Annotated in this window: 4 protein-coding genes and 1 other annotated feature; of the genes, 2 read left to right on the forward strand and 2 right to left on the reverse strand. The window is 67.7% G+C overall.

Going from position 1 to position 3,786, the window contains the following annotated elements; genetic code table 11:
* Window positions 1–813 precede the first annotated feature (813 nt).
* Window positions 814–1,410: a DUF416 family protein gene (locus tag CWIS_RS09850; protein WP_141371735.1), complete on the forward strand. Its 597-nt coding sequence runs from the start codon at window positions 814–816 to the stop codon at window positions 1,408–1,410.
* A 22-nt stretch (window positions 1,411–1,432) separates the two neighbouring features.
* On the opposite strand, the gene CWIS_RS09855 is transcribed toward CWIS_RS09850, so the two are convergent.
* Window positions 1,433–2,670, reverse strand: a protein-coding gene (locus CWIS_RS09855; protein WP_231583760.1) for an IS3 family transposase whose coding sequence is annotated in 2 segments (ribosomal slippage) — window positions 1,433–2,391 and window positions 2,391–2,670 — 1,239 coding nt in all. Because the reading frame shifts where the segments join, the coding sequence is not laid out codon by codon here.
* Window positions 2,279–2,392: a sequence feature (AL1L pseudoknot), on the reverse strand. It overlaps the preceding gene by 114 nt.
* A gap of 277 nt (window positions 2,671–2,947) precedes the next feature.
* Between CWIS_RS09855 and CWIS_RS09865 the strand changes: the two genes are divergently transcribed.
* The gene (locus CWIS_RS09865; protein ID WP_082156362.1) at window positions 2,948–3,298 is read left to right on the forward strand and encodes an Imm8 family immunity protein; all 351 of its coding nucleotides are present in this window, start codon (window positions 2,948–2,950) and stop codon (window positions 3,296–3,298) included.
* Window positions 3,299–3,355: 57 nt separating this feature from the next.
* On the opposite strand, the gene CWIS_RS09870 is transcribed toward CWIS_RS09865, so the two are convergent.
* On the reverse strand, window positions 3,356–3,685 hold the full coding sequence (locus tag CWIS_RS09870; protein WP_231583761.1) for a response regulator transcription factor: 330 nt from the start codon (window positions 3,683–3,685) through the stop codon (window positions 3,356–3,358).
* Window positions 3,686–3,786 lie beyond the last annotated feature (101 nt).

Genomic DNA, 3,786 nt, shown 5'->3' on the forward strand with positions numbered 1-3,786 from the left:
CCAGGCCGTGGGGCAGGTCACGGTGTCAACCGACCCTGCAGCAGTCCCCAGTACTCCGGTACGGATCTCGACATCACGTACTCCTACGACGACGCGGGCAACCTGATCTCCGCGTTCGACGTGCCGTCGAACAAGGCTGCGAACCCTCTCCCGGACAGACAGTGCTTCCGGTACGACGGGCTGCGGCGCCTGACCGAGGCGTTCACGGTCAAGGACTCGAGCTGCCCTCGCGATAGCTGCCGGGGCCACGGCGGCAGTCTCCTTCGGCAACAACTGGGCGATCCAGGAGCAGCCTGCCGGGCAGGCAGCACTTGGTGCCGCGGTCGACGGCGCCCTCATGCTCGCTGGCGGAACCCTCGGCCTCAAGGCCGCTGAGAGCTTCGCCGCAGCCAGAAGCCTGGCATCATCCGGAGTTGGCTCAGGTGCAACTGCCGGCACCCTGGCGGGAACGGGTCGGAGCGCAGCTGAGGCGGCGCTCGGCGCGAGGGCGAATGCACTTCATAGCGCTCTCGATCCGATTGCGCAGAACTCCCGGACGACAGCTGCGCTGAGCACTCGCCAAGGGACCACGGTCTTGGCGGGAGGTGGCCGTGACCTGAGCCCGGCTCAGCGTGCGCTGGCGAGGGCTGGTGAGATAGTTGTCCGGAATCCTGGTGCTCACGCCGAAGTCACCGCGGTACGTGGAGCGCAGGGTGCTGGCCTTGCTCCCCAAGGGATCGGTGTGTCCCGGCCAATCTGCCAGGCATGCCAGGCTTTCCTCGAAGAGTCAGGAGCGACCCTTACCAGTCCGACTACGGCATGGTGGTTTGGAGGATGAGCGTGCTGGAGTACGACGAGCAGGCGATCCTTCGGCGCCTGGCTGTTCTGGACCGGAGTTCGAAAACGGTGTTCGCGGCGTCGTGCGCAGAGCGGCTGTCTGGCCTTTTCGATCGGTACGCGAGGGTGGCCGGAGCGCCAGAGCTCGCTCTCAGGTTGAGGGCAGTGATCGATGCGGCATGGGGTGCCGCATCGGGGGCCTTCGTCGACGCTGGCAGTCTTCAGGCGGAGGCGGAGGGTATGGTCCCCCAGGACGCTGACGACTGGGTTCTGGAAGCTGGATACGGCCAGAACGCCGCTGCCGCCGCCGCGTACGCGATGCGCACTTGGATGACGGACGCGCCACAGGAGGCTGCCTGGGCGGCACGCCAGGTATATGAGCTTGCCGACTACGCCGCTCTCAATGGCGATCCTGGACTGGATCCAGGCGGCCTGGTCCCCGAGAGGCAAGTCCTGGAGTCGGAAGCGGTTCAGCGGGCTCTTTGGGCAATCGCCCATTCTCTCGACCTTGTCGAGGCAGGACGGCCAAGCTGGGGGCAGCTCCGACTCGAGGCGGAGACGGACTGCGCGCAGTGGGCGGCTGAGTTTCCGTAAGTGGCTCTGAACCGCCCCGGCTTTAGTGGAGGCTCGGTTCTCTGGTTTCCAGCGTCGTCGACGCCGGGTTCTGACGGTAGTAGTTGGCCTCCTGCTCGGCCGGTGGAATGTCGCCGAGCTCGGTGTGCAGACGTCGGTTGTTGAACCAGTCGACGTACTCGAGCGTGGCGATCTCGACGTCGTCCAGGGTCCGCCACGGGCCCCTGCGGCGGACCAGCTCGTTCTTGAACAGTCCGATCGTGGACTCGGCCATCGCGTTGTCATACGCATCGGCGACAGTCCCGATCGAGGCTCGGATGCCCATGGCGGCGAGCCGTTCGGTCAGTGCCAGGGAGACGTATTGGGCTCCCGCGTCGCTGTGATGGATCAGACCGGACAGGTCGCTGACCCCGGCGCGGCCGCGCGCCCAGATAGCCATCTCGAGGGTGTCGGTGACCAGGTCGGCGCGCATGCGGGTGTCGGCCTTCCAGCCCACGATCATGCGCGAGAACACGTCGATGACGAACACGACGTAGCTGAAGCCGGCCCACGTGCGCACGTAGGTGAAGTCAGCGACCCACAGCGGGTTCGGCGCCGTCGCGGTGAAGGCGCGGTTGACCAGATCGCCCGCGCGGGTCCCGTCCTTTCCCGGGATCGTGGTGCGCTTGGCCCGCCCGCGGACAACTCCGTGCAGGTCAGCGGCGCGCATGAGTCGCTCGACGGTGCACCGCCCGACCGGATGACCGAGCCGGTGCAGGTGCTTCCACATCTTCCGAGCCCCGTAGACGCCGTAGTTCGCGGCGTGCTCGACGGCAATGACCTCGGTCAGCTCCGCGTCAGCGACCGACCGCGCCGAGGGCGGACGAACCTTGGCGGCGTAGTAGGTGCTGGGGGCGACCTGCAGTTCCCTGCAGATCGGCTCGACCCCGAACTCGGTGCGGTGGCCGTCGATGAACGCCACTACCTGGTCGACGGGCGGTCGAGCTCCGCCGCGAAGAAAGCCGACGCACTGCGCAAGATCGCATTCGAGCGCCGCAGCTCACGGACCTCGCGCTCAAGCTCGGCAAGACGCTGGGCGTCCGACGTCGTCGTGCCCGGCCGCTCACCGGCGTCGACCTCAGCCTGGGTCACCCAGTTCCGCAGCGTCTCCGCGTTGACGCCCAACTGCTGGCCGACCCGGGCCAGCGCGCCCTTGCGCGTGGCCGGGTCACGCCGCAGATCGACCGCCATGCGGATCGCCCGCTCCCGAAGCTCGTCCGGGTACTTCCTCGGTGCTGCCATGACTCTCATCCTCCGTGGATTGAGAGCCTCCATGGAAGCCGGGGCGGTTCAGTACGGCAGCGGAGTCGCAAGTTGCGGGCCGGGCGTGGGTCGGCGAAGGTGCGCGCATGGCGAGCGACGGGAAGACACTGCTGAGTAGAGATGGTCTGCGGCAATGGAGGCCGCCGAGCTTCAAGCCCGGGTGGCAAGGAGGGACTTGGCAGTCGAACTTTGAGTCGCGGTGGGTTCCCAGCGGGCGGTGGAAGACGAACGGCCACCTTGACATTACGGACCTGCCATGAGAGCCGCGCTCCGGTCCGTCTCCTCGAGCGATGTGGACGATCTGGCCGGCTGGCGGCCAGCAACTGGCGTGTTCGCGATCCCTATCCGCCTCATGATCGGGCCCGCCGATGCCCCCGGTGAGGAGTCGTTCGACCTCACCGTGTGCTCGGCACTCTGGCTCGGCCAGCAAGTCGAGGACACCCCGGTGTTCGACCCGCGTCATTATCTCGTCGTGGGTGAGTTTCACTGGCCGACCGTGCGCCGCTACCTGGAATGGCGGGTTGAGCGATGCGTTGGCGCGACCTGGGAAGCTGTCGCCCGGCAGCTGAGCCGCTTCGCGTTCTGGGAGTTTGAGGACTACTCGTAGGCGCTTCCTGCTCGAGCTCTTGGCAAGAGTCAGATCGTGCTCGCCCGTATGGCGCGTTCAGTGGCCGACGGTGATGAGGCCTGATTCGTAGGCGGTGACGACGAGTTGGGTGCGGGTGGTGCAGCCGAGCTTGCGGAGCAGGGCGTGGACGTGGGCTTTGACGGTGGCCTCGCCGACGCCGAGCTGGTCGGCGACGGCCGGGTTGGAGCCGCCGCGGGCGACGGCGATCAGGACCTCGCGCTCGCGCTGGGTGAGGCTCGCGACCGCGAGGGCCAGGCCGCCGCCACCAGAGGGCTCGGGTGTGCTGCGGCCGGCGGCCCACGCGCGCCACTGACTGACGACGACGCCGGTGACCTTCGGGTCGAGGACCTGCTCGCCAGCGCGCACGCGGTGCACGGTCGCGACGAGCGTCGCGGGCTCGGTGTCCGGTGAGCCGCTTTGACGGCCAGACCGTCGCTGTGCGCGACAAGAACGGTCTGGGCGGGGTC

The sequence above is a fragment of the Cellulomonas sp. A375-1 genome (assembly GCF_001040865.1).
GTDB lineage: Bacteria > Actinomycetota > Actinomycetes > Actinomycetales > Cellulomonadaceae > Cellulomonas > Cellulomonas gelida.

Coding starts and splice junctions, on each gene's coding strand:
- CWIS_RS09865 (WP_082156362.1), top strand. CDS start 2,948: ATGAGAGCCGCGCTCCGGTCCGTCTCCTCGAGCGATGTGGACGATCTG.
- CWIS_RS09850 (WP_141371735.1), top strand. CDS start 814: ATGAGCGTGCTGGAGTACGACGAGCAGGCGATCCTTCGGCGCCTGGCT.